This window comes from Geothrix sp. SG200 (assembly GCF_022808935.1).
Classification (GTDB): Bacteria; Acidobacteriota; Holophagae; order Holophagales; family Holophagaceae; genus Geothrix; species Geothrix alkalitolerans.
In genome coordinates, this window is record NZ_JAKZFR010000001.1 from 527,498 (window position 1) to 552,323 (window position 24,826).

18 protein-coding genes and 1 pseudogene are annotated in these 24,826 nt (G+C 67.6%); 9 read left to right on the top strand and 10 right to left on the bottom strand.

Annotated elements, in window-relative coordinates; translation table 11 throughout:
- Positions 1-16: 16 nt before the first annotated feature.
- Both ML539_RS02345 and ML539_RS02350 read right to left on the bottom strand, forming a co-directional pair.
- Positions 17-529 carry a DUF6125 family protein gene (locus ML539_RS02345; RefSeq protein ID WP_243320297.1) on the bottom strand — a complete coding sequence of 171 codons (513 nt, stop codon included), beginning with the start codon at positions 527-529 and terminating at the stop codon, positions 17-19.
- A gap of 22 nt (positions 530-551) precedes the next feature.
- The gene (locus tag ML539_RS02350; RefSeq protein ID WP_243320300.1) at positions 552-1,463 is read right to left on the bottom strand and encodes an MBL fold metallo-hydrolase; all 912 of its coding nucleotides are present in this window, start codon (positions 1,461-1,463) and stop codon (positions 552-554) included.
- Positions 1,464-1,619: 156 nt separating this feature from the next.
- On the opposite strand from ML539_RS02350, the gene ML539_RS02355 reads away from it, so the two are divergent.
- A complete protein-coding gene (locus ML539_RS02355) occupies positions 1,620-2,018 on the top strand; it encodes an OsmC family protein (protein ID WP_243320302.1) in 399 nt (132 codons plus the stop codon).
- Positions 2,019-2,275: 257 nt separating this feature from the next.
- Here the strand turns inward: ML539_RS02355 and ML539_RS02360 are convergent, their stop codons facing one another.
- Genes ML539_RS02360 through ML539_RS02370 form a run of 3 tightly spaced genes read right to left on the bottom strand, consistent with a single transcriptional unit; the run spans position 2,276 to position 6,028 of the window.
- Positions 2,276-3,559 (bottom strand): ABC transporter permease, encoded by a 1,284-nt coding sequence (locus ML539_RS02360; RefSeq protein WP_243320304.1) that lies wholly within the window; start codon positions 3,557-3,559, stop codon positions 2,276-2,278.
- A gap of 2 nt (positions 3,560-3,561) precedes the next feature.
- Entirely contained in the window at positions 3,562-4,788 is a 1,227-nt protein-coding gene (locus tag ML539_RS02365) for an ABC transporter permease (protein ID WP_243320306.1), read from the bottom strand.
- A 7-nt stretch (positions 4,789-4,795) separates the two neighbouring features.
- Positions 4,796-6,028, bottom strand: a complete 1,233-nt coding sequence (locus ML539_RS02370) for an efflux RND transporter periplasmic adaptor subunit (protein ID WP_243320308.1) — start codon at positions 6,026-6,028, stop codon at positions 4,796-4,798.
- Between the two features lie 146 nt (positions 6,029-6,174).
- Here ML539_RS02370 and ML539_RS02375 point away from each other — a divergent pair, with 146 nt between their 5' ends.
- Positions 6,175-8,586, top strand: a complete 2,412-nt coding sequence (locus ML539_RS02375; RefSeq protein WP_243320309.1) for a TonB-dependent receptor — start codon at positions 6,175-6,177, stop codon at positions 8,584-8,586.
- Between the two features lie 18 nt (positions 8,587-8,604).
- Here the strand turns inward: ML539_RS02375 and ML539_RS02380 are convergent, their stop codons facing one another.
- A complete protein-coding gene (locus tag ML539_RS02380; protein ID WP_243320311.1) occupies positions 8,605-9,429 on the bottom strand; it encodes a transporter in 825 nt (274 codons plus the stop codon).
- Between the two features lie 194 nt (positions 9,430-9,623).
- On the opposite strand from ML539_RS02380, the gene ML539_RS02385 reads away from it, so the two are divergent.
- The 7 genes and pseudogenes from ML539_RS02385 to ML539_RS02415 all read left to right on the top strand — a co-directional run.
- Positions 9,624-11,711: a S46 family peptidase gene (locus ML539_RS02385; protein WP_243320313.1), complete on the top strand. Its 2,088-nt coding sequence runs from the start codon at positions 9,624-9,626 to the stop codon at positions 11,709-11,711.
- Positions 11,712-11,730: 19 nt separating this feature from the next.
- Entirely contained in the window at positions 11,731-13,827 is a 2,097-nt protein-coding gene (locus ML539_RS02390; RefSeq protein WP_243320316.1) for a S46 family peptidase, read from the top strand.
- Positions 13,828-13,879: 52 nt separating this feature from the next.
- On the top strand, positions 13,880-15,970 hold the full coding sequence (locus ML539_RS02395) for a S46 family peptidase (protein ID WP_243320318.1): 2,091 nt from the start codon (positions 13,880-13,882) through the stop codon (positions 15,968-15,970).
- Positions 15,971-16,429: 459 nt separating this feature from the next.
- A complete protein-coding gene (locus tag ML539_RS02400) occupies positions 16,430-16,846 on the top strand; it encodes a nucleoside 2-deoxyribosyltransferase (protein ID WP_243320319.1) in 417 nt (138 codons plus the stop codon).
- Positions 16,803-17,993, top strand: coding sequence for an aldo/keto reductase (locus tag ML539_RS02405; RefSeq protein WP_243320321.1), 1,191 nt, complete (start codon positions 16,803-16,805; stop codon positions 17,991-17,993). The genes ML539_RS02400 and ML539_RS02405 overlap by 44 nt, the downstream gene beginning before the upstream one ends.
- 63 nt (positions 17,994-18,056) lie before the next feature.
- On the top strand, positions 18,057-19,553 hold the full coding sequence (locus ML539_RS02410) for an RNA-directed DNA polymerase (RefSeq protein WP_279341481.1): 1,497 nt from the start codon (positions 18,057-18,059) through the stop codon (positions 19,551-19,553).
- Between the two features lie 339 nt (positions 19,554-19,892).
- Positions 19,893-20,096 (top strand): annotated as a pseudogene (locus ML539_RS02415) (SAM-dependent methyltransferase); the annotation flags it as partial.
- Between the two features lie 403 nt (positions 20,097-20,499).
- Here the strand turns inward: ML539_RS02415 and ML539_RS02420 are convergent.
- Genes ML539_RS02420 through ML539_RS02435 form a run of 4 tightly spaced genes read right to left on the bottom strand, consistent with a single transcriptional unit; the run spans position 20,500 to position 24,772 of the window.
- Positions 20,500-21,711 (bottom strand): ABC transporter permease, encoded by a 1,212-nt coding sequence (locus tag ML539_RS02420; protein WP_243320326.1) that lies wholly within the window; start codon positions 21,709-21,711, stop codon positions 20,500-20,502.
- Positions 21,712-21,713: 2 nt separating this feature from the next.
- On the bottom strand, positions 21,714-22,913 hold the full coding sequence (locus tag ML539_RS02425) for an ABC transporter permease (protein WP_243320328.1): 1,200 nt from the start codon (positions 22,911-22,913) through the stop codon (positions 21,714-21,716).
- Positions 22,914-23,594 (bottom strand): ABC transporter ATP-binding protein, encoded by a 681-nt coding sequence (locus ML539_RS02430; protein ID WP_243320330.1) that lies wholly within the window; start codon positions 23,592-23,594, stop codon positions 22,914-22,916.
- A complete protein-coding gene (locus ML539_RS02435; RefSeq protein ID WP_243320332.1) occupies positions 23,591-24,772 on the bottom strand; it encodes an efflux RND transporter periplasmic adaptor subunit in 1,182 nt (393 codons plus the stop codon). Before ML539_RS02435 ends, ML539_RS02430 begins: the two co-directional genes overlap by 4 nt.
- Between the last annotated feature and the right edge of the window lie 54 nt (positions 24,773-24,826).

Sequence of the window (24,826 nt, forward strand, 5' to 3'; positions counted from 1 at the left end):
CGCGGCGAGCGGCCCTTCAGCCCTTCAGCCGGAACCGCCAGGCGCAGTAGGCGCCCTCGGGGGCATCCGGCGGGCAGTGGCGACAGCTCACCTCGATGCGGGGGTCGACGGCGTGGGCGAAGGCGTTGAACTCCACCTCCCCCACCGGGCGGCACGGGAAGTCGGGCAGTCCTTTGCGGCGGCGGGTCTCCTGCACGCGGCAGCGGTCCATGACGAAGGTCAGCTCATCCCGGTCCTCGGACCATTCGGCGTGCTGCTCGTTGATGAAGGCGTACATGCGGTGGGCCAGGGCCTTCTCCAGGGCCTCCAGTCCGCCGCCGGCGGGCACGGCGAAGGTCTCCATGATCCGATTGGCCTCGGCCTGGGCGAAGCGCTTCCAGGCCAGGGCGTCCAGCTCGATGGCGGCGTCCATGCCATCGCGCTCCTCGGCGGCCAGGAGCCAGCAGCCGTCGTGGGCCAGCCAGTTCTTGGCGAACATCTCGAGGGCCCGGAGCAGGTCCTCGCGGCTCATGGATTCGTAGGGGTTCATGGCTGGCTCCTCTTCAGAGATATCAGGCGAGGCTGTCCTTCTTCCGCCAGTAGCGGGCCAGGCCGTAGACGCTCATGAAGGCGGGATCGGCGATCTCGTAGTCCTGGATGGCCTGGTCGTCCAGCCCGTACCCGGCCAGCAGGCCGTTCAGGAAGGCCTGGAACCGGGGCACCATGGCCGCCTCGGGGGTGCCCGCCGCGAGCTGCTGGCGCACCCACTCGGCGATGCGGTGGAGGTTCTCTTCCAGCGAATCGAAGTGGGCCTCGCCATCGCGCTTGATGCCGAAGTGGGTGGGGTAGATGAAGGCGGGACGGGCTGCCCGCATGCGGCGGATGGATTCTCGCCAGGCCTCCAGGTCGATGTCCGGGGGTGGGAAGGGCGGGATGGTGGGGCCGTGCCCGATGCGGATGCCGCCCACGTCGCCGGTGAAGAGCCCGTCGTCCAGGCGGTAGGTGATGTGGTGGATGGCGTGGCCCGGGGTGTGGATGGCCTGGATGGCGGTATCACCGATGCGCACCGTCCCGCCGTCCTCCATGGGCACGATATGGTCCGCAGCGATGGGCTCGAGCCGGCCCCACAGGCGTTCCATGGCATCGCCGTAGATGCGCCGGGCCGAGTCCAGCAGCTTGGCCGGATCCTGGAGGTGGCGGGCCCCCTTGGGATGGACGTGGATCTTCGCGCCGTGGCGCGCCAACCGCCAGGCGGCGCCGCCGTGGTCCAGGTGGATGTGCGTGATGAAGACATGGCGGATGTCCTCCAGGGCGAAGCCCTGGGCCTCCACGGCTTCCCGGAGGTGCTCGTAGAGGGACTCGGGCCCCGTCTCCACGAGGACGGGCCCGTCGGACGTGCGGATGAGGAACGCCCCCACCGTGTTCTCCACCTGGAACTTCAGGTCCAGCAGCGTCACGGGGCCTTGCGCCTCAGCCTGGGTCATGTCGAACTCCGGGGATCTTCCGCCCATGGTCGTGCATCGCGGAGCCCCTGTCATCCTGCGGTGCGATGGGTTCCTTCCAGGGGGCCGCCAAATAATCCTATTTGATTATGATAGAATATTGTGGCACCATGAAGGTTCTGCGACAAGGAGCCGGGCATGGACATGGTCATCGATTTTCCGGGCGGCGCGCGGGTCGACGCGCACTTCGGACCCTACACCGTGAAGACGGATCAGCCCGTCCAGGGCGGCGGGGAAGGCTCCGCGCCCAGCCCCTTCGCCCTCTTCCAGGCCTCCCTCGCCACCTGCGCCGGCATCTACGTGCTGAACTTCTGCCGCCAGCGTGAGCTTCCGACCGAGGGCATCCGGCTGGTCCAGCGGACCGTCCCGGATCCCGCCACGGGCATGGTCGGGCGCGTGGAGCTGGAGATCCTGGTGCCGCCTACGTTCCCCGAGAAGTACCACGACGCTCTCGTGCGCACCGCCAGCCAGTGCACGGTGAAGAAGCACATCGAGCATCCCCCGGCGTTCATCGTGAAGACCCTGGTCGAGGGCTGAGGCTACTCGTACCGTAGCGCCTCGATGGGACGGTCCCCATCCGCGAACCGGAGGTGAGCGGGAGGAGGCGCCAGTGGCGCATCCGATCTGGGGGTAGTCGGCGGAGCCGCGGGATCCAGAGGCCCGCCGCTACTCGTAGCGGAGGGCCTCGATGGGACGGGGCCCCATCCGCGAACCGGAGGTGAGCGGGAGGAGGCGCCAGTGGCGCATCCGATCTGGGGGTTGTCGGCGGAGCCGCGGGATCCAGAGGCCCGCCGCTACTCGTAGCGGAGGGCCTCGATGGGATCCTGCTTGGCGGCCTTCAGCGCCGGCCACAGCCCGAAGATGAGCCCCACGGCCGTGCTGACGCCGAAGCCGAGGACGATGCTCCAGAGGGGCGCGGCGGCGGGGAACTCGAAGACCAGGCGCACCAGCATGGCGATGCCCAGGCCCACGGCGATGCCCACGGCGCCGCCCACGCCCGTGAGGCTGATGGCCTCCACCAGGAACTGCATGGCGATGTCCCGGCGCGTGGCGCCCAGGGCCTTGCGCACGCCGATCTCACGGGTGCGCTCGGTGACGCTCACCAGCATGATGTTCATGACGCCCACACCCCCCACCAGCAGCGCGATGGCGGCGATGAGGATCATGGCGCCCGCGATGCCGCCGGTGATCTGCTGGAAGGTCTTGAGCTGAGCCTCGCTGGTGAAGATGGCGAAGTCGTTGGGCTGGCTGGCCCGAAGTCCGCGCCGGGCCCGGAGGATGGCCACCTCCTGATCCATCATCTCGTACATCCGCTTCGGGTCCTTGGGCACGGTGGCGATGTGGATGGTGTCCCCGCCGCCGTTCTTCACCTGGGGGAACATCTCGTCGAAGGTGCTGATGGGGATGAGCAGGATGTTGTCCGCATCGCCGCCCAGGAAGCTGCCCTTCTTCTCCAGCAGCCCGATGACGCTGAAGGCCACGCCGTTGACGAGCACCGTGCGGCCGATGGGATCCCGCTTGCCGAAGAGGGCCTCGGCGGTCATGGGACCCACCACGCAGGTGCGGGCCGTGTGGGTGACGTCCGCGTCCACGAAGAACCGCCCGTCCTGGATGAAGGAGTTGTTGGATGGCGCGTAGTCGGGGTTCGTGCCGACGAAGGTGGGGTTGTTCCCCTCCTGGCCCTCGGGGGTCTTGATGCTGAGGTTCGCCGCGTCGTTGCCGAACAGGTAGCGCTCCTGGGACACGGCCGCGGCGAGCGTGGCGGTCTGCTTGAGGGCTTCGGCGTCCTCGATGGTGAGGTCGCGGCGGCGCTTCTGGTCCTCGGGGATGCGCCCGCCGCCGAACCGGGGCTCGTACTTCTGGAACTGCACGAGGGTGGTGCCGAAGCTGGAGAAGCTGTCAGTCACAGCGTCGTTGAAGCCCGACACGAAGCTCACCATGGCGATGACCGTGGCCACGCCCGCCACGATGCCCAAGAGCGTGAGGAAGCTCCGAAGCTTCTGGGCCACCATGGCCCGGAACGCGAACTTGACGTTCTCGCTGCCGATGCCCCTGAATCCGGCTTTGCGGCTGGCCATGGTCACTCCGCCCGGATGGCGTCGATGACGACGAGGTTGGAGGCGCGGTACGCGGGCAGGAAGCCCGCGGCCAGGCCCACGAGGGTGCTGAGGAGGATGCCCACGAGGACGATGCCCGGCGTGATCTGGGCGGGGAAGTCCGCCAGGGCCCGAACGGTGAAGGCGCCGAGGGAGCCCACCAGCACGCCGATGACGCCGCCGGCGGCGGAGAGCAGGGCGGCCTCCAGGAGGAACTGGTAGCGGATGTCGCGCTTGCGGGCCCCCAGGGCCATGCGGACGCCGATCTCCTGGGTCCGCTCCACCACGCTCACCAGCATGATGTTCATGATCACAATGCCGCCCACGCCGAGGCTCACGCTCGAGATCAGCATCAGCAGGATGAAGGCGGCGCTGCTGATGGTCTTCCAGAGTTCCTGCAGGCTCTCCTGGGTGAGGAGGCCGAAGGGGTCGGGGCTGCGGAAACTGGTGTGCCGCATGGCGCGGAACAGGGCCCGCACTTCGTCCATGGACGCGTCCAGGCCCTCCACGCCGTTCCGGGCCTTGATCTGCAGCTCCAGGCTCTCGTTCGAGGCCATGAAGTTCTTCCGGTAGACCTGGAGGGGGATGTAGATGCGCCCGTCCTGGTTGAAGCCGATGCTCCGCCCCTGCTTGGGCATGAGCCCGATGACGCGGAAGGGGAGGCCCCGGATCAGGATCGTCCGGCCAACCGGATCCAGGTGGGGGAACAGCTCCTCCCGGGTGTTGGCCCCGATGACGGCGACGTTCAGGGCGCCCTGGTCCTCGTTGTCCGAGAAGAACCGTCCGGCCTCGAACTCCAGGTTGAACAGGTCCGCGAAGTTGGAGGTGATGCCGATGACGGCGATGCTGTCCAGGTGCCGGTCCCCGCTCTGCACGGGCATGGAGTTGCCGGCGGCGGCGGAGACCTGGGAGGACTCCTTGAGGATGCCGCTGGAGAGGCGCTGATACTCCTGCCAGGTGATGGGCGGGCGCTTGAGGGCGTCGATGAACTCCCGTCGGCTCCGGATGATCCCGAACTTCTGGACGACGTAGACGTCCGGGGCCAGGACGATGATCTTCTCCTTCACGTAGGTGTTCAGGCCGGAGATCACGCCCACCACGGCCACGATGGTGGCCACGCCGATGATGACCCCCAGCAGCGTGAGGAAGCTGCGCAGGGTGTGCGCCCGGATCGCCCGGAAGGAGGCGCGGAAGAGTTCAGTGGGGTTCATGGGGGCCTCAGGACTTGGTCTCGTCCTTGTCCTTGTCCTTCTTCTTCGCCTTCTCCACCCGGACCGCCTCGCCGCCCTTGAGGTCGCGGAGCGCCCGGTTGGGGCCGGTGATGAGCGACTCGCCGCCCTTGAGGCCGGAGAGCACCTCCACGGAGAGGTCGCCCATGAGGCCCGTCTTCACGGCCACGAACTTGGCCTTGCCCGATTCCATGACGAAGACGCCTTCCTCCTCGCGGGGGGCGCCGGGCTTGTGGGTCTCGCCGGGCTTCAGCTTGATCTCGCGCATGACGAGGGCCTGGAAGGGGATGGCCAGGGCCTGGTCGCGGCTGCCGGTGAAGATGTCCGCCTGGGCGGAGAGGCCGGGCTTGATGGTGAGGGGCGGATCCTTGATCCACACCTTCACCTTGAACTTGGTGGCGTCGTTCACGCTGGTCTTCAGGATGGGGCTGCCGCCCACTTCCGTGACCTGGCCCTGGAAGACCTGGTTGGGATAGGCGTCGATGCGGATCTGCGCCTCCTGGCCCAGCTTCACGGTGGGGATGGACGCCTCGTCCACCTCCATCTCGGCCTCCACCTTGCTCATGTCGGAGACGGTGAGGAGCACGGTGCCAGGCTGGTTCTGGATGCCGGGCACGGCGGTCTCGCCCAGCTCGATGCGGCGGGCGGTGACCACGCCGTCCATGGGCGCGGCGATGGTGGAGAAGCCGAGTCCCACATGGGACTGGCTCAGGTTGGCCTTGGCCTGGTCCGTGCGGCGGCGGGCCGTCTCCTGCGCGGCCTGGGCGGTTTCGAGGGCGGTCCTCGCCCGCTCGAAATCCGCCGCGGAGATGATGCCCGCGTCCCGGTTGGCCTTCGCCCGGTCGAAGTCGGACTTGGCCTGGGCGAGGTTGGCGGTGGCGGAGGTCAGGTCCGACTGGGCCGCGTGCAGGCTGGCCTGCATGGCCTCGGAGTTGGCCCGGGCGCTGCGGGGATCGATCTCCATGAGGAACTGGCCCTTGTGGACGCGGTCGCCCTCCTTGACGGCCAGGCGGGTGACCTGGCCCATGATGCTCGCGGAGATGTCCGCCTTCGTCACCGCCTGGATCTTGCCGTTGGCGCTCACCTTGGCCTGCAGGTTCTCCCGGGCCACGGTGGCCACCTGGATGGCGATGCCCTTGTCCCGCATGCCGGCGATGCTCAGGCCGGCGATCACGAAGATCGCCAATCCTCCGCCGAGGATCCACATCTGCTTCCGCTTCATGTCAAAGGCCTCCCCAACGGGCTGATCGCATCTCAATCTTCGCTCAGATGGTCCAAGGGTTTAGTGGCCTTGGGCGTCATAAATGAAATTGTTTTCCATTGATTGAACCCTCTAGTTGGAAAATAATTTCATCTGGAGGACCCGCCTTGTCCCACTCCCCCATCGGCCCCACCATCCTAGCCCTTCTTGCGGCTGGGCCCGCATTCGCCGCCGCTGCGGGCAGCGGAACCCTCGCCGGACGGGTGCTGGACGACCAGGGAAGGCCGGTGCCCCAGGCCCGGGTCCGCCTGGAGAACCGGGTTTCCGGATTCCGCCAGACGGTCGTCACGGACGCCTCGGGCACCTACGCCGCCTACAACGTCCCCTTCAGCGACTACCACCTGGAGGTGGTGGCGCCGGGGATGCAGGACCTCCACCAGAACATCTCGGTCCGCTCCAACCTGCCCACCCAGCTCGATCTGCGGCTGAAGGCCGCCCAGGCCTCCGCCACGGTGGCCGTGGAGGACACGGTGTCCCTGGTGGAGGCCCACCCTTCGGCCCACATCGACATCGACCGCTCCACCATCGAGAAGATCCCCACCGCCGTGCAGAGCCGGGCCATGGAGAGCATCCTGCTCGCCACGCCGGGCTTCATCCAGGACGAGAACGGCCGCTTCCACTTCCGCGGCAGCCACGGGCAGGTGACCTATGTGGTGGATGGGGTGCCCGTCACGGACCAGGTGCAGTCCACCTTCTCGAACTCCCTGGACCCCTCCCAGGTGGAGAGCATGGAGGTCATCACCGGCGGCGTGAGCGCCGAGTACGGCGGGAAGCCGGCGGCCGTGGTGAACCTCACCAGCAAGTCCGGCCTGGGTTCCCCCCGGCCCTTCCAGGGTGAGGTGTCGCTGGGCGCCTCGCGGTTCAGCACCCGCGAGCTGGGCTTCGGGGCCCGCGGCGGGTCGGCCTCCTTCGGCTACTTCGTGACTGGCGCCGCCTCCGAGGGCGATCGGTTCCTCGACCCCGTGAACTTCGAGAACCTGCACAACCACGGGACCACGGACCGCCTCTTCACCCGCTTCGACTGGCTGCTGGGCGCCAACGACATCCTCCGGTTCTCCGCCAGCGGCGGCAGCACCAACCGGGACGTGGTGAACCTGGCCTCCCAGCAGGCCGCCGGGCAGGACCAGCGGGTCCACACCACGGACGTGAACCTGAACCTGGGCTGGACCCACCTGCTGGGCGCGGACCGCAGCCTGGATATGGCGATCTACTACCGCGGCGCCACTGCGCGCCTGGACCCCACCCGGGACCTGCAGCCGGGCTTCACCGGCGGCGGGCCGGACACCCCCGTGTGGATCCGCTCCGACCGACGCCTGGACAACCAGGGCGCCCAGGCGGGCTACACCCAGCGAAACGGCGACAACACCTTCAAGGTGGGCCTCCAGGTCGTGCGCTATCCCCTGCACGAGCGGTTCGACCTGGCCATCACCGACCAGGCCCAGGTCTCCGGGCCCTCGGATCCCCTGTATCCCTACACCCCCGCCGGGGGCGGAAACATCCTCCGGTTCGCAGACGGCTTCGCGCCCTCCCTGGCCTCGGCCTACATCCAGGACGACCTGAAGGCCGGGCGCTGGACCTTCGCCCTGGGCCTCCGCTTCGACAGCTACCAGGGACGGGACTTCACCCAGAACGAGCTCCAGCCGAGGCTGGGCGTCACCTACGCGCTGCCGGGGATCGGCACCCTGGTGCGGGTGGTCTACGACCGGCTGCTCATCACACCGGAGAACGAGAACCTGGCCTTCTCCACCTCCCAGACCGCCTGGAGCCTGGTCACCCAGTCATCCACGCCGGTGCCCCAGCTCCGGGCCGAGACCCAGGACAGCTACCTGGTGGGCCTGGAGCAGCAGCTGGGCCAGGTGGCCCGCGTCAGCCTCGACTACTGGTGGAAGGACAGCCGGAACTCCGCCGACAACAGCCAATTCCTGAACACGGGCATCCTCTTCCCCATCTCCGCCTGGAAGGGGCGCTTCCATGGGCTGGACCTCCGGGTGGACACGGTGCCGATCCGGGGCTGGTCCGCCTACCTCAGCGCGGGCACCGTCCGGACGCTCTACTACAGCCCGACCCTCGGCGGACTGGATTCGGCGGACCCCACGGTGAACGGCCCCGACGGAACGCCGTACCTCATCGACCACGACCAGAAGCTCACCGCCCAGCTGGGCGTGCGCTACGAGCAGGGCGGCTTCTTCGCCCAGGCCTCCGCGCGCCATGACTCGGGCCTGGAGGCGGGCGACCCCGCGACCGTCGCCGGGAATCCCGACTACGCCTTCGGCATCCCCTACGTCCGGACGGAGACCGACAGCCTGGTGGGCCTCAACCACCGCATCAAGTCGCGCACCATCCTGAACCTCAACGCCGGGCAGGCGTGGACGCTCAAGAATGGGCAGAAGCTGTCGGTGGGCCTGGACCTGCTGAACGCCACGGACGAGAAGGGCCTCTACAACTTCCTCAGCGCCTTCGGCGGCACCCACGTCATCCCGCCGCGCACCTTTGCCGCCCGGGTGAAGTGGACGTTCTGAGCCGGCCTCAGCGCCGCCTCAGAACGGGTGCTCGAAGCTGAGATAGAGGAAGATGGCCTTCTCGCCGCGGCTGGCGCCCACGCCGATGGGCACGGCGATGCCCGGAACCACCTGGAGCCCGCTGGGGAAGTTGTAGGCCCAGCGGATGCCGGGATTGACGTAGGAGGCGCCCTGGCGCTGGGTCTGGCCGGGGCCGGTGATGACCTCGGCGCTGGTGTAGATGTATTCCAGCATCACGTTGAAGCGGGGGGTGGCCAGCCAGATGAAGCTCTGGCCCAGCAGGTAGTCCCGGGTGGTGGCGCGGTCGCCGTCGGTGTTGCGGGCCCGGGGGGTGAGGGTGCCGCCGGCGTTGAAGTGGCCCACGAAGTCGCCGCCCAGGGTGAAGCTCACGGGGAGGTTCACCTGGTAGCCGGTGGCGCCCTTGCCGTAGCCGGCCTTCTCGTCGCCCGTGGGCAGCAGCACGCTGAGGCGCGGGGAGAAGGCCACGGGGGCGTTCCCGTCGCCCAGCAGCTGGTAGCGCCAGTTCAGGGCCACGTCGCCGAAGGCCTGCTTGCGGCCGGGGGAGGCGTCCAGCCGCTGCCAGGGCAGGGTGAAGCTGAGTTGGTTCTTCTGGCTGAAGACGGGCCATTCCTGGGTGAAGGTGTAGATCCAGTCCTTGGCCTCCTGGTAGCGGGTGAAGGTGCTGATGTGCTGCACCACGCCCGTTTCCTGGTTGTAGGCCTCCTCCACGAGGAAGGAGTTGTCCTGGATGGGGCCTTCCTTCTTCTCCTGGGCCATCAGGGAGGTCGCGAGCAGGAGGGCTGGAAGGATGCGGGAGAGGGGAGAGGGGGTCGTTGTCGTCATAATTGTGATACTGAGTCTCAGAAAAATAGAATTCAAGACCTCGGGGTTGAGAAGTGATGCCCGTCACCAGGCCGAAGATCGGCTGGGGGTCACAGTCTAGCCAAAGCATGCCGGGCCCCGGTCCCCGAGCCTGGAAGGCAGGCGGATCCGGGGATACGTAGTGATACGATGGTCATCCCCCCTGTGGAGCAGCCATGTCCTTCCGTGCCCGACGCCTCACCCTCCCTCTGCTCGTTCTCGCCTTGGCCTCCGGGTCGGCGAAGGCTGAGGAGGGCATGTGGACCTTCGACAACCTGCCGACGAAGAAGATTCAGGCGGCCTACGGCTGGGCGCCGGATCAGGCCTGGCTGGACCATGTGCGCCTGTCGGCCCTGCGCTTCCCCGGCGGCTCCGGCTCCTTCGTGAGCGCCGACGGCCTGGTGCTCACCAACCACCACGTGGGCCGGGGCTGGATCCAGCGTGTCAGCGACAAGGACCACGACTACGTGAAGAACGGCTTCGCGGCCCAGGACCGCGACCATGAGATCAAGGTCCCCGGGCTCGAGCTGCTGACGCTCATGGCCATGGACAACATCACCGACCGGCTGGCCAAGGTGGTGAAGCCCGGCGCCTCCGAGGCCGAGGCCCACAAGCTCCGCGAGGGCGAGATCGAGCGGATCAAGAAGGAGATGCAGGAGAAGACGGGCCTCACCTGCGAGCACGTGACCCTCTACCAGGGCGGCGAGCACTGGATCTACAGCTACAAGAAGCACACCGACGTGCGGCTGGTTTTCGCCCCCGAGATGCAGATCGCCTTCTTCGGCGGGGACTACGACAACTTCACCTACCCCCGGCACAACCTCGACTTCTCCATCTTCCGAGTTTACGAGAACGGGAAGCCCTGCCACCCGAAGGCGTTCCTGCACTGGACGCGGACCGGCCTGAAGGCGGGCGACCTGACCTTCGTGACCGGCCATCCCGGCCGCACCAGCCGCCAGGACACCCTGGCCCAGATGATCTACTCCCGGGACGTGGCCATCCCCATGCGCCTCAAGGCCATGGAACGGCGTAAGGAAGCCCTGGTTGAGTACGGGAAGTCCTCCCCGGAGGCCGCCCGCCAGGTCAACACCCAGATCTTCGGCGTCGAGAATGGCCTGAAGGCCGTCAACGGCTATTGGTCCGGCCTCAAGAACCCCGAGGCCATGGCCCGGATCGCCGCGGCGGAGAAGGACCTCCGCGCCAAGGTGGACGCGGACCCCAAGCTCTCCGCCGAGGTCGGCGATGCCTGGGCTCGCATCGAAGAGGCTCTCAAAGTTTCCGGGAATCTGGCCAAGGAATCCCAGATCGTCGGCACCGCCGACTCGACGCTCCTGGGCTACGCCCTCGCCCTGGTGCGCATCACCGATGAGGAGCACCTCCCCAGCGACAAGCGCCTGCCCGAATACAGCGACGCGAACCTGAAGGCCGCCAAGACCCGCCTCAGCGTCCACGCCCCCTTCTACGCCGAGCAGGAGATCTTCATGTTCACTCAGGGGCTGGAGCACGCCGCGAAGGAGCTCGGCGGCGCCCATCCCTACATCCAGGCCATGCTGGACGGCAAGCCGGCGGCGGAGGTCGCCCGGGCGGCCGTGTCCGGCTCCAAGCTCGCGGACCCCGAATTCCGCAAGGCGCTCCTGGCCGGCGGCAAGAAGGCCGTGGCCGAGTGCCAGGACCCCATGATCCTCCTGGCCCAGAAGCTGGATCCCCTGTCCCGCGAGGTGCGCCGGAAGCAGGTGGAGCAGGTGCAGAGCGTGCTCACCGAGTGCGGCGCGCGCATCGCCAAGGCCCGCTTCGCGGCCTACGGCAAGGAGACCTACCCCGACGCCACCTTCACCCTCCGCCTGACCTACGGGCCCGTCGCGGAGTACCCGGCCAACGGCACGCTCATCCAGCCCTTCACCACCTTCGGCGGCCTCTTCGACCGCTACGACGGCTGGGGCGGCAACGCCGCCGCGGCCCACGGCGGGGCATGGACGCTGCCCCAGCGCTGGATCGACAAGCGCGGCGCCCTCGACCCCGCCATGCCCTTCAACTTCGTCCACAAGGTCGACATCATCGGCGGCAACTCCGGCTCCCCCGTGGTGGACCGCAAGGGCGAGCTGGTGGGCCTCATCTTCGACGGCGACATCGACATGCTGCCCGGCAACTACTTCTACGACGACAAGGCCAACCGCGGCGTCTCCGTGGATGCCCGGGGCCTCCTGCATGCCCTGGACAAGGTCTACGGCGCCTCCGCGCTCGTGGCCGAGCTGACCGGCAAGTAGATCCACCTCAGGAGCCCCCATGCGACACCTCTCCGTTCTCGCCCTCGCCCTCGTCTCCACGCTCGCCCTGCCGGCCCTCCGGGCCGAGGAGGGCATGTGGACCTTCGACAACCTGCCCCTGAAGCAGCTCAAGGAGAAGTACGCCTTCGAGCCCGGGCAGGCCTGGATCGACCACGTCCGCCTCTCCACCCTCACCCTGGGCGGCTGCACCGGCTCCTTCGTGAGCGCGGACGGCCTGGTGGTCACCAACCACCACTGCACCCGGGGCTCCCTGGCCCGCCTCTCCACCAAGGACCGCGACCTGGTGAAGGACGGCTTCGTGGCCATGAGCCGCGACCAGGAGCTCAAGATCCCGGGCCTGACCTACCGCACCCTCATGGCCATGGAGAACGTCACCGAGCGCGTGGCCAAGGCCGTGACGCCCGGCCTCACCGAGAAGCAGGCCGCCGCGGCCCGCGCCAAGGAGCTGGACGCCATCAAGGCCGGGCTGGAGAAGCAGACCGGCCTCACCTACGACGTGGTGAACCTCTACCAGGGCGGCGAGACCTGGATGTACGGCTTCAAGGTGTTCAAGGACATCCGCCTCGTGGCCGCCCCCGAGATCGCCGTGGCGGCCTTCGGCGGCGACTACGACAACTTCACCTACCCGCGCCACGACCTGGACTTCTCCATGGTCCGCGTTTACGAGAACGACAAGCCCTACCACCCGCCCCACCACCTCACCTGGAGCACCGAGGGCCTGAAGAACGGCGACCTCACCTTCGTGGTGGGCCATCCCGGGCGCACCAGCCGCCTGCAGACCTTCGCCCAGATGAAGTACGACCGCGACTTCGGCATCCCCACCTACCTGAAGAATGCCGACCGCACCCGCGCCATCCTCGAGGAGTACGGCAAGCAGGACGCGGAGCATGCCCGCCAGGTGCAGACGATGATCCTGGGCGTGAACAACGGCGCCAAGGCCAACGAGGGCTCCCTGGCCGGCCTGAAGGACGCCGAGGCCATGAAGCGCCTCGAGGCCGCCGAGAAGGCCCTGAAGGCCGCCGTGGCCAAGGATCCCAAGCTGGCCGCCATCACGGGCAGGAGCTGGGCCCGTGTTGAGCAGGCCATGCAGCTCCAGAAGGCCAACCTCAAGGAGTCGCTCTACCTGGGCGCCGCCCGCTCCGCCACCCTGGGCCAGGCCCTCGCCCTGGTGCGGCTCGCCGCACAGCAGGAGCTGCCCGTGGAGAAGCGCCTGACGGAGTACCGCTCCGAAGGCGGCCTGAAGACCCTGAAGACCCGCCTCTCCGGCCCCGCCATGGGCATGATGGGCCAGGCCGCCAACCCTGAGCTGGAGACTCTCCTCTTCACTCGGAGCCTGGAAGATGCCCGGCGCGAGCTGGGCCCGCAGCACCCCTACATCGTCGCCGTCCTGGGCGGGAAGACGCCGGCCGAGGTGGCCAAGGCCGCCGTGGCGGGCACGAAGCTGAACGATCCCGCCGTGCGCAAGGCCCTGATCGACGGCGGCCAGAAGGCCGTGGCCGAGAGCGCCGATCCCATGATCGTGCTGGCCCGCAAGCTCGAGCCCATCCTCCTGGCCCAGCGGAAGAAGCAGGACGACGTGAAGGCCATCCTCGAAGAGCACGGCGCCCGCATCGCCAAGGCCCGCTTCGCCGTCTACGGCAAGACCCTGCCGCCGGACGCCACGGGGACGCTGCGCATCACCTACGGTGCCGTGGCCACCTATCCCGCCAACGGCACCCTCCAGCAGCCCTTCACCACCTGGGCCGGGCTCTACGACCGCCACTTCGGCTGGGGCGGCAACGACGCGAAGGACTACACCGACTGGCACCTGCCCCAGCGCTGGCTGGACCGCATGGGCAAGCTGGACTTGAAGACGCCCCTCAACTTCTCCCACGCCGTGGACACCACCGGCGGCAACTCCGGCAGCCCCGTGGTGAACCGCAAGGGCGAGCTGGTGGGCCTGCTCTTCGACGGCAACATCGAGGGCAACGCCGGCCGCTACTTCTACGACGAGAAGGTGAACCGCAGCGTCTCCGTGGACGCGCGTGCCATCCTCGAGGCCCTCGTGAAGGTCTACGACGCGCCCCACCTCGCCGCCGAGCTCACCGGCAAGTGAACCAGAACGACTGACCACAGGGGGCCCTCCGGGGCCCCTTTTCGGAGCCCCCATGCGCCTTTCCGCCCTCGCCCTCCTGCTCGCCGTCCTGCCCGCCCTGCGCGCGGACGAGGGCATGTGGACCTTCGACAACATCCCCGTGCAGAAGATCAAGGCGAAGTACGGCGTGGACCTGAGCCAGGCCTGGCTGAAGAACCTGCAACTCGCCACCGTGCGGTTCCCCGGCGGCACGGGTGCCTTCGTGAGCCGCGACGGTCTGGTGGTGACCAACCACCACGTGGGCCGGGGCGCCATCGCCCAGGTGTCCACCGCCCAGGCCGACCTCGTGAAGAACGGCTTCACCGCCGCCACCCGCGCCCAGGAAATCCCCGTGCCCGGGCTCGAGCTGATGATGCTCGTCTCCATGGAGGACGTGACGGCCCGGGTGAACGGCGCCGTGAAGCCCGGCAGCGGGGACGCCGAGGCCCTGGCCGCCCGCCGCAACGCCCTGGCCGAGCTGCGCAAGGCCGAGGAGGCGAAGACCGGCCTGACCTGCGAGCCCGTCACCCTCTACCAGGGCGGCGAGTATTGGCTCTACCGCTACCGGAAGTTCAAGGACGTGCGCCTGGTGGCCGCGCCGGAGCTTCAGGTCGCGGCCTTCGGCGGCGACCCCGACAACTACACCTACCCCCGCCACAACCTGGACTTCTCCCTGTTCCGCGTCTACGAGGACGGCAAGCCCTACCGGCCCGAGGCCCTCCTGCCCTTCAGCGCCAAGGGCGTGGCCATGGGCGAGCTGACCTTCATCTCCGGGCATCCCGGCATCACCTACCGCCAGCAGACCCACGCCCAGATGGCCTATGCCCGCGACATCGGCATCCCCTTCCAGCTCCGCACGCTGGAGCGCCAGAAGCAGGCCCTCCTGGCGTACTCGGCCACCTCGCCCGAGGCGCACCGCCTCGCCGCCGAGCCCATCTACGGCATCGAGAACGGCCACAAGCGGCTCAGCGGCCAGCTGCTGGGCCTCGCCAAGCCGGAGAACCTGAAGAAGGTGGCCGAGGCCGAGGCTGCCCTGAAGGCCGCCGTGGCCAAGGATCCCGCCCTGCAGGCCCGCGTGGGCGGAAGCTGGGACCGGGTGGCCCAGGCCGTGGAGCGGCAGAAGGCGCTGCTGAAGGAAGCCACCTACCTCGATGCCGGCCGCGGCACCCTGGTGGGCCGGGTGGCCAGCCTGCGCCACGCCCTCACGCTGGTTCGCCTCGCGGACGAGCTGGGCAAGCCCTCGGCCGAGCGGCTCAGCGAGTTCAGCGACGGCAACCTCAAGGCCACGCGGGCGCAGCTCCTCTCGCCCCGGCCCGTGCAGAAGCCCATCGACGCCACGCTGCTGGCGGCCGGGCTGCAGGAGGCGAAGGACGAGCTGGGCGCGGACCATCCCTTCGTGAAGGCCCTGCTGGGCGGCCAGTCCCCGGAGGCCGTGGCCCAGGCCGCGGTGGCGGGCACCAGGCTGGACGATCCCGCCGTGCGGAAGGCGCTGGCCGAAGGGGGCAAGGCCGCCCTCGACGCCAGCACGGATCCCATGATCCTGCTGGCAAAGAAGGTCGATCCCTTCGGCCGCGCCATCCACGCGCGGATGGAGGCGGAAGTCACAGGCGTCTTCAACGAGCACGGCGGGCGCATCGCCGAGGCCCGCTTCAAGACCTTCGGCAAGAGCCTCTATCCCGACGCCACCTTCACCCTGCGCCTGGGCTACGGTCCCGTCGCCACCTATGCCAACGGCACGGGCACCCTGGCCCAGCCCTTCACCACCTACATGGGGATGTACGACCGGCACCTGGGCTGGGGCGGCAATGCCGCCGCCGCGGAGCACGGGGCCTGGACCCTGCCGGAGCGCTGGCTCAAGCGGCAGTCGAAGCTGGACCTGGCCACCCCCTTCAACTTCATCTACGCCTGCGACACCGTGGGCGGCAACAGCGGCAGCCCCGTGGTGAACGTGAAGGGCGAGTTCGTGGGCATCAACTTCGACAGCGTCTACGAAGGGCAGGGCGGCTACTACGTCTACGACGCCGACACCAAGCGCGCCGTGGCCACCGACGCCCGCGCCATCCTCGAGGCCCTGCGCAAGATCATGGACGCCGGCTACCTCGCCGACGAGCTCCTGGGCCGCTGAGGCCAAGCGAATCCAACAGCCACAGACGGAACGCGAAGGGCGCGAAGAAAGGATGGAAGGACGCGAAAGGATTTCCAGGTGTTCAGGCAACCTTCCCCTGGAAGGCTTGAACCGCGAATGACACGAATCGCCCTTCGGGCGCGCGAATGGCGAACGATCTTGCTTCCGCCTCCACGCGCATGGCCAGCCGCGCATCACGCGGCTGGGGGCCGGAGGCCCAGGCGGCCCACCTCCGCTGCCATTCGCGCCCATTCGCGTCATTCGCGTCATTCGCGGTTGTTCGCATTTCCGGTTGAGTTGGGCCGGTATCCAGATCCCCTCCTGAATCCCAGATCCCTGTATTCTTCGCGCCCTTCGCTCCTTGCTTCGCGCTCTTCGCGTTCCTCTTTTCCTTTCAGTCGTTCCCCCGCCCTCAGGGCTGTGTGACTCTGGGGATCATCCTTCTTCGTGGGGCATCAGGTGGATCTGTACCTTTCGTGTTCCCTCACCGGCGGTCGTGGGGACCAGCCCGTGGTGGCGGCGCTGGTGGCCCGCATGGAGGCCCTGGGCCACCGGGTGCTGACGGCGCACCTGGCCGACGCCTCCGCCATGGCCGCGGACGGAGGCCCCCCCCCGGAGGCCGTCTACGACCGCGACACGGCCTGGCTCCGGGCCAGCGAGGCCGTGGTGGCCGAGGTGAGCACGCCGTCGCATGGCGTGGGCTTCGAGATCGCCTACGCGCTGGAGCGCGGCAAGCCCGTGCTCTGCCTGGCCCGCGAGGGCGTCCGCGTCAGCAAGATGCTCACGGGCATCCGGCAGGACGGCGTGGCCTTCCGGACCTACGGAGCCGTTGATGAAGCCCTGGCGCACCTGGACGCCTTCCTGGTGCGATCATGATGACCAGATCCTGAATCCCGTGGAGGACGCCATGTCCGAGGCCGGCACCACCCGACGCGACCTGTTCAAGCTGGGAGCCGCCGCGGCGGCGGGCCTCGTGGCCACGCGCCTCGCGGCCGTGGAGCCGGCCCTGGAACCGGCTCTGGAACCGGCCCTGGCACCGGAGGGCGCCGAGCCCGTCATCCACCACCCCGTGCCCCATCCGCCCTTCAACCCCGCCACCGCGGAGGCCATGCCCACCCGCAACCTGGGGCGCACGGGGCACAAGGTGGGGATCTTCAGCCTGGGCGGCCAGGCGGCCATCGAGAAACCCCACAACGAGAAGGTGGCCGTGCCCCTCATCGAGCGGGCCCTGGACCTGGGCGTGAACTACTGCGACACCTCCGCCCGCTACGGCGGTGAGGCCCGCTGGAGCGAGCAGTACTTCGGGCAGGTGATGAAGCGGCGGCGGGCCGAGGCCTTTCTCGCCACCAAGACCCACGACCGCACGGCGGACGGCTCGCTGCGGCTGCTGGAGACCTCGCTGAAGCTGCTCCAGACCGACCATGTGGACCTCTGGCAGCTCCACGCCATGAGCACCATGGATGACGTGGCGCGCGTCTGCGCCAAGGGCGGCGCCCTGGAGGCCTTCCAGAAGGCGCGCGACCAGAAGCTGGTGCGCTTCCTGGGCCTCAGCGGCCACACGGATCCCGATGTGCTGGCCGAGGCCATCCGCCGCTTCCCCTTCGACACGGTGCTCATGGCCTTCAACGCCGCCGATACCTGGCACCTGCCCTTCAAGAAGACCCTGCTGCCCCTGGCCGTGGAGAAGGAGATGGGCATCATCGGCATGAAGATCCCTGCCCGCGGCCGCCTCCTGGCCGGCGTCCAGCCCCCGCCCCCTGCCCAGCAGCGCGGCCCCGCCAAGCACGACCGCCCCGGCACCCTCACCATCAAGGAGGCCATGCGCTACACCCTGAGCCACCCCGTGAGCACCGTCATCATCGGCGTGGACAACGTGGCCCAGCTCGAAGAGAACGTCCGCATCGCCGGGGAGTTCTTGCCGCTGAACTTGGCTCAGCTAGAAGCCTTGGAACAGAAGGTACGGCCCGTCTATGGGCAGGCACAGTGGTACAAACGGGATGCGCCGGCGAATCCGTCAAAGTAATGGGAATTAGCCACGGATTAGATACTAGCGTTCGGCGTGACCAATATTGCGATTGGGGGGGCAATGAAACGATTGATAGACTTGTCCAATGAAGAGGCAAGGGGCCATTTCCTAAAGGGAAGTAGCTACTTTAATGGGGACCTGCCCAAGTACATCAGTTTCGAACCCATACTGAATGGCGTGTCTGAAGTTCTAAGTGGTGCAGGTTACGCCCAATTTAAAAGTACAAATCCCAATGATCTCCCGAATGTAAACTACAGCTTCATATCAAATAAGGATGGAAAATTTGCATGGCGACCTTATGAGTTATTGCACCCTGCTATCTATGTATCACTGGTGAATGTGATTTGCGATGCTGCAAATTGGGAATGTATAAAGACAAGATTCAAAGAGTTTGAGGGAGGTTTAGTTGATTGTTGTAGTGCACAGGTCTTATCGGTGGATCATCAAACTGATGTCGCAACTCAGATAAAAAGCTGGTGGCAGAGTGTTGAGCAAAGGTCTTTAACTTATTCATTAGAATTTAGCCATCTTCTTCATACCGATGTGACTGATTGTTACGGATCCATGTATACTCATAGTATTGCTTGGGCTTTGCATGGCCTGCCTAAAGCTAAAGCAGAAAGAAATAATAAAAGCCTATTAGGAAACAAAATTGATTTCCATATTCAAGCTAGCCGCTATGGGCAGACCAATGGTATTGCGCAAGGGTCAATCCTTATGGATTTCATCGCGGAGATGGTCCTAGGATACGTCGATGAGCAGATTAATTTTGAATTAACCGGAAACACTGATATAAAAATACTTAGGTATAGAGATGATTATAGGATTTTTGCGAACAGTGATGAGCGTGCAGAAGCCGTTTTGAAGGTGGTCAGCGACAAATTACGAGCGGTAGGAATGAGGCTCGGGGTGTCAAAAACAATTTCGTGTAGGAATGTAGTAGAAGGATCAATCAAGCCTGATAAGTTGGCTGGAATTGATCAACAAGATCTCGGAGAATCAAATGCAAAGACAATTCAAAAACAACTTTTGAGATTGCATTCATTTGGCCAGCGATATCCAAACAGTGGAGCATTGCGAAGATTGGTTGGTGAGTTTCATACTAATGTTTCAAACCAGACTGAAACTCCCGAGGATCTTGACGTGCAGGTTGCGATTGCAACAGATATTGCTTTCGTTTCGCCATCGACGTTTCCAGCCGTGGCTGGCATTCTAAGTCACCTTATCTCACTCGCACCAAAAGAAGAAAAAGTGCGATTGTGGACTAAGGTACGTGAAAAGATGGCTAGAGTTCCATATAATGGCTATCTAGAAGTTTGGCTTCAGCGTGTAATCCAACCAAAAACTGTTGGCATCATATTTGAAAGCAATGAACCGATTTGTCAGATTGTGAATGGCGCATCCCCTCAACTTTGGGAGTCTGGCTGGATCGCAAGCGAGGCACTCAAGAGTGCCTTAGATGTTAACAAGATCGTCGTTTCTGATGTTGATGATATAACGGAAGTTATTCAACCAGAAGAGGTTGAATTGTTTAAGGAACATGCGTGGGCATATTAGACTTACAGGGTGATGTGCTCATTGTGTTATCAGCTGATAAATTGTTCCATAGGGCTCGGAAAAACTTGATTGACGTTTATTGTCTTTGATCCAGGTTTATTGGTATTCCTCTTTTGACTCTGGTACTTATTACGTATTCACGCCTCGGGTCCCTGAGCGACGGGAAGTACTCGCATCAGGCTGTTAGCTGGACAGATCTATTACTCCGCCTACAAGACCTCGGTGCCATCTCCCATGGCAGGGACTTCACCGCGAGCGTTGTGGATGGTGGCGGAGTCAGATAGTCGAGGCGGGTGTGTTCGCTAGACTTCCCTCGGTGGTTGATCTTTCGGGGGCCTGATGCGCGGGGAATCGGTGGCTTCTCCGGACAGTACGGCGGTTCGGGTGGCGTTCTGGCGGGCGCTGCATCTGGAGGTGGATGCGCCGCCGGCGGTGTTCCGGGATGAGGTGGGGCCGCGGCTGGTGGGGCCGGAGACGGGGTGGCGGGAGCGGCCGGACATGGCGCCGTTCACGCGGTTCTTCCGGGCTGCCATCGTGGCCCAGCGCTACTTCGCGAACCGCACCGACGGCCTCCGTCCCCCCGATCCCGCCGAAGAACTGCTGGTGGCGACCACCTGAGGGCCGGGCGGACCATCCGGATGAAAAGCTGTTTTAGCCACCGATTTCGCTGATTGCGCTGATTGCGTCTCGGCGGATCGCCGCATGGGCCGGCCGGAGGCCGCTTCCGGCTTCGCCGGAAGTCATGGGGGGCGCCAGGGCCGAGGCCTTCCAAGGGGCCGCGGCCCTGGCGCCCCCCATGGAGCCCATGCTGCGTGGAGGCCGGGCCCATCTTTTCAAATCACTGAAATCGGCGAAATCGGTGGCGAAAAAGCCTTTGTCCTTCGCGCCCTTCGCCCGCCCGAAGGGCGTTCGCGTCCTTCGCGTTCTTCTTTCCTGTGCGAAGGCCCTACTCCGCCCGCAGCGCCTCGATGGGATCCAAAGCGGCGGCCTTCCTCGCGGGCAGCACGCCGGCGGCGGCGCCCACGGCGAGGGTCATGAGGAGGGCTGCGGCCACGGCCTCCGGGGGCGTCGCCAGGGGCAGGCCGGGCACGATCATCCGGAGGACCAGCTGCACCAGCGCCCCGAAGGCCAGGCCGCCCAACCCGCCGCCCAGGGCCAGCAGGATGGCCTCCAGGAGGAAGAGGGCCTGCACGGTGGCGCCGTCTGCGCCCAGGGCCCGGAGGAGGCCGATCTCGCCCGTGCGCTCGTGCACCGAGATCCACATCACCGTGAGGATGCCCATGGCGCCCACCACCAGGGAGATGCCGGCGATGGCGGTGACGGCCAGGGTCACGATGCCGATCACGCGCCCGAAGACCTCGAGCATCTCGGTCTGCGTGGTGAGGGTGAAGTCCTCCTCGCCGCGGTGCCGATCCATGAGGGTGGCCTTGATCTGGTCCGACAGGGCGGGGATGCCCTCGCTGGTGGCCGCCAGCAGGTCGATCTCATGCAGCTCCGCCAGGTTGAACAGGCCCATGGCCGTGCCCACGGGGATGTAGGCCGTGTCGTCCAGGTCGAAGCCCAGGAGCTGGCCCTTGGGCTCCATGACGCCGATGACGACGAGGCTTTCGGAGCCGATGCGGATGCGCTGGCCCAGGGGCGAGGCGCTGCCGAAGATCTCCCGCGCCAGCTTGGGGCCCAGCACGGCCAGCGAGGCCCGGCGCCCGGGATCCAGGGGCGGGAGGAAGCTGCCCTGGGCCGTGCCGACGCCCCAGACGCGGGGCAGCTCGTGGTTGACGCCGTAGATGTAGACGCTGCGGCCCCGCCCCTCGAACTCCACCCGGCCCTGGCCCATGGCCACGGGGATCATCGCCTCCACGCCGGGCAGGCGGCGGAGGGCCTCGGCGTCCTGCGGCGTGAGCAGGTGCGTGGTGCCGCCGAACACGCCGGGCACGCCCATGGTCTTCACCTTGCCGGGGTTGATGGCCAGCAGGTTGGCGCCGAACTGGCTGAACTGAGACACGATGTACTGGCGCGTGCCCTCTCCCAGCGACGTGAGCAGCACCACGGCGGCCACGCCGATGCCCACGCCCAGCACCGAGAGGGCCGAGCGCAGCCGGTGGCCGGCCACGGCCCCCAGGGCGAAGCGCAGCAGCTCGGCGGACGGCAGCAGGAGCATGCTCACCTCCGCGCCAGGGCCGCGACGGGATCGAGCTGCGTGGCCCGCCGCGCCGGCCACACGCCGAAACCCACCCCCACGAGGAACGAGAGCGTCACGGCCGCGCCCACGGCCCAGAGGGGGATGGCCACGGGGAACTCGGGATAGACGAAGGCCAGGAGGCCCACCCCTGCGGCGCCGGCCGCCAGCCCCGCCGCGCCGCCCAGGGCCGCCAGGATCACCGCCTCGGCCAGGAAGGCCAGGAGGATGCGCGGGGCCGGGGCGCCCAGGGCCTTCAGGAGGCCGATCTCCGCCCGCCGCTCGGTGACGGAGACGAGCATGACGTTCATGATCCCCACGCCCGCCACCACCAGGGACACCGAGGCGATGCCCGCCAGCGAGAGCGTCAAGGCGCGGAGGATGGCGGAGAAGGAGGCCAGCATGGCGTCCTGGGTGTAGACGGTCACGTCCTCGGCGCGGTGGCGGTCCTTCAGCAGGGCCAGGACATCCGCCTTGGCCTGGTCCATCTCGGCGAAGATGCGCACCTCGGCCACGATCCGGAAGAGGCTGGTGCGGTTGAACAGCCGCATGGCGGTGCGCACGGGGATGAAGGCCGCCTCGTCCAGGTCGAAGCCGAGCATGGAGAGGCCCCGGGGCGCGAGGACGCCCACCACGCGGAAACGGGCGGGGCCCGCGCGCACCACCTGGCCCAGGGGATGCTCCCCGCGGAACAGCTCCCGGGCCACCTTGGCGCCGAGGACGATCTCCGTGCCCGAGCGGTCGGGATCGCCGGAGGGCAGGAAGGCTCCCAGGGCCAGGCGCAGGCGGCGGATCTCCTGGTAGTCGGCGGTGGTGCCCAGAATCGGGACGGAGCGGCCCAGGTCCTGGAAGCGCAGGGTCTCGGTGGCCACGGCGATGGGGGCGGTCCGGGCCAGGCGCCCCAGGCGCGCGAGGGCGGAATGGTCCTCCAGGGTGAGGTCGTGGGTGACACCGCCGAAGGGCATGCCGCCGGTGGTCTCCACCTTGCCCGGCAGGACGATGACGAGGTTGGAGCCCAGGGTGGCGAACTCGTCCACGATGTAGCGCCGAGCGCCCTCGCCCAGGGCCGTGAGCGCCAGGACCGCCGTGATGCCGATGGCCACGCCCGTCACCGAGAGCGCCGTGCGGAGCCGGTGGCCCCGGAGGGCGCCCAGGGCGAAGCCGAGCAGGTCCAGGAAGGCCACCTAGGCCTCCCCGGCGGGCGCGTCCGCCAGCATGCCGTCCGACAGGTGCACCACCCGCCTCGCCCGGGCGGCGAGGACTGGATCATGGGTCACCACCACCAGGGTCAGGCCCTGGCGGTTCATGGCCTCCAGCACGCCCATCACCTCCTGGGCGGAGGCGCGGTCCAGGTTGCCCGTGGGCTCGTCCGCCAGCACCATGGCGGGGTTCATCACCACGGCCCGGGCGATGGCCACCCGCTGACGCTCCCCGCCGGAGAGCTGGTCGGGCCGGTGCCCGGCGCGCGGGAGGAGGCCCACGGAAGCGAGGGCCTGGGCCGCCCGCGCCTTCCGCTCCTCCCGGGGGACGCCGGCGAACAGCATGGGCAGCTCCACGTTGCCCTGGGCGGTGAGCCGGGCCAGCAGGTGGAAGAACTGGAAGACGAAGCCGATGCGCGTGCGCCGGAGCTGGGACCGCTCGGCCTCCGAGAGGGTGCCCACATCCCGGCCCTCCAGGCAGTAGCGGCCCTGGCTGGGGCGGTCCAGGCAGCCCAGGATGTGCAGGAGGGTGGACTTGCCCGAGCCCGAGGGGCCGATGAGGGCCACGTGCTCGCCGGGCGCGATGGCGAGGCTGACGTCCCGCAGGGCATGGACCACGCCCTCCCCCACGGGGTAGGTGCGCCACACGCCCTGCAGCTCGATCATGGGCCCTCCCGGGCCTGATCCTGATCCTGGGCCTGGGCCTGGGCCTGGGCGCGGGCGCGGACCCCGGCGCGGATGGCCGGGGAGTCCCGCACCGTCACCACCCGGTCCCCCGCCGCGAGGCCCGCGAGGACCTCGGTGAACTGCCAGTTGCGCAGGCCGGTCTGGACGGTGCGCTCCGCCAGCCGCCCGCCCGCCAGCACCAGCACCTTCCCGCCCTCGGCCAGGGCCGCGGTGGGGACGCGGAGCACCCCGTCCCGCCGGGCCACGATCACCTCCACATCGCTGGAGGTGCCGGGCAGGAAGCCCTGGGCCGACCAGGGATCCAGAGGCGACACCTCGATCTCCACGGTGCGGTTCTGCTCCTGGACGTCGAGGACGTAGGGCGCCACGCGGTCCAGGCGCCCCGCCAGCTTCAGGCCGGGATGGGAGTCCACGGCGATCCGCACCGGCATCCCGGCCTTCACCCGCTGGGAGTCCACCTCGTCGATGGGGGCGCTGACGTAGAGGGTGGCGGGGTCGAAGAGGTCCAGCACCGCCGGGATGGGGATGCCCGTGGGCGAGGGCGTGATCCACTCGCCCACCTCGCCTGAACATTCGGCCACGATGCCCGCGAAGGGCGCCCGGAGCTGGGTGAGGGCGAGCTGGGCCCGGGCGAGGCGCACCTGGCTGCGGGCCTCCTCCAGGGCGGCGCGCAGGGCCTGGCAGGTGGCGGCGGCGCGGTCCCGGGCGCTCTGGAGGGCATCCAGGGCCTGGGGGCTGAGGACGCCGTCCCGGCTCAGGGCCAGGCCCCGGGCCAGCTCCTTCTCGGCCAGGTCCGCGGCGAGGCAGGCCTCCCGGGTGCGGGCCTCGGCGGTGCGCACCTGGTCCTCCGCCAGGGCCAAAGCGGCCCGCTGGACCGAATCCTCGATCTGGAGGAGCAGGTCGCCGGCGGCCACCCGGTCGCCCTTGCGGTGGGGCAGGGCGGTCACCACGCCGGGGATCTGGGGCGAGAGCTTGGCCCGGCGGTGGGCCTTCACCGTTCCCGCCCGGGTGTTGGCGACGATCTCCTCCACCGGCCCCACCTCGACGCGGGCGACCTTCACCTCCAGGCCCGGCTTCCGGAGGAGCCACGCCATGAGAAGGGCCGCCCCGGCCCCGATCGCGAGGAGGACGGCGGCCCAGCGCGGCACCTTTCGCATACCTACCAATCTAGGTGCCGTGCGCCGGCCAGGAAGGGAAGTTCAGCCCACGCG